The 1,094-nt window shown below is 42.0% G+C and carries 2 protein-coding genes; both read left to right on the top strand.

All coding sequences use genetic code 11. From position 1 onward, the window contains the following. The first annotated feature begins 232 nt into the window (after positions 1 to 232). Positions 233 to 394, top strand: coding sequence for a hypothetical protein (locus G565_RS27150; RefSeq protein ID WP_169579697.1), 162 nt, complete (start codon positions 233 to 235; stop codon positions 392 to 394). A gap of 150 nt (positions 395 to 544) precedes the next feature. Next, a complete protein-coding gene (locus tag G565_RS25390; RefSeq protein ID WP_051208369.1) occupies positions 545 to 1,012 on the top strand; it encodes a CBS domain-containing protein in 468 nt (155 codons plus the stop codon). Positions 1,013 to 1,094: the final 82 nt, after the last annotated feature.

The raw sequence follows: 1,094 nt of genomic DNA, 5'->3' as shown, positions 1-1,094 counted from the left end.
CGCTTGGCCATGATTGCCTCGGACGTCGATGAATGAGGCTTGAGATTATCGCGCGGGAAGGCTCAGTAGAATGACTCCCTAAAATGAACGCTTACATTAATAGGACATTCAGCTTTGCTCGCTATTGATATGGCTGTGTTGATAGTAATTAGCTATATGCGTTGGAGTGGGTGTCCCTATAACATGTCCTATAAGATGGGTGGATAAGCCAACATTTAACCGGGAGATTATAATGAGTAAGAAACCCTCAAAAGATTCAGTAACGACTGCCACCATTGAGGAGCAAACTGCTGCCTTTTTAAAGTCTGGTGGCGCTATTGATTATGTAGTCAAAGGTAAAAGTGGCCAGATCCTACCTCCGGGAGCTAAGCAGCAGACTCCGAAAGTTAGCTGACATTGTCGATTATCTGTCCCGGAACACCTTGCATAAACAATGGTGAACACCGGGACGTGTATAACAACCGGCTATTGGTCCGGTGTTGTTGATAGTTTTAGGCTATATTTTATAGGCGTGTTTCTACGTTGATTGAAGGAACGTAATGATATGAGAAAGTTACATTTATACCCGGCATCACATTACGAAGAAATGGTATGGCCAGAAGAAATTGACTCTCTATCGCTTGAAACACCAGCACTTGATTTTTTTACTGATTTCAAAAGTAATAGACCTTTGGTTATCGAATCGTCGGTATCTGCCATTGAAGTGCAAAAATTGATGAAAAAGGCGCATGTCCGATTGAAGTTTGTAATTAACCCGCAGTATCAATTTTTGGGTGTTGTCAGCACTGATGATCTGGTTGATCGGCTGATTGTTCAGAAAACATCTGAGGGTTTTAAAAGAGAAGAAATCGCGGTAACGGAATTAATGCGACCAAAAAAGAATCTGTCTACATTGGATTATAATGAACTATCCAGAGCAACCATAGGCGATGTCATAATCGCGCTCAAAGACAGCGGGCAGCAACATTGTCTTGTTGTAGATAAAGACTCTAATAAAATCGGCTCTTCGTAAAACTCTGTGGAACCCTATGGCAGCATATCCAGCTTCCCACAGTGAAACAGTATGCTCGTTCTAAAGCCTTCGAAAGAACGAT

Origin of the sequence: Saccharospirillum impatiens DSM 12546, from assembly GCF_000423605.1 — a bacterium.
Classification (GTDB): Bacteria; Pseudomonadota; Gammaproteobacteria; order Pseudomonadales; family Natronospirillaceae; genus Saccharospirillum; species Saccharospirillum impatiens.
This window is presented reverse-complemented; position numbering and strand designations above follow the sequence as displayed.

Bases quoted from the DNA above. Each gene is read 5' to 3' on its own strand.
- G565_RS27150 (WP_169579697.1), top strand. From the start codon at position 233: ATGAGTAAGAAACCCTCAAAAGATTCAGTAACGACTGCCACCATTGAG.
- G565_RS25390 (WP_051208369.1), top strand. From the start codon at position 545: ATGAGAAAGTTACATTTATACCCGGCATCACATTACGAAGAAATGGTA.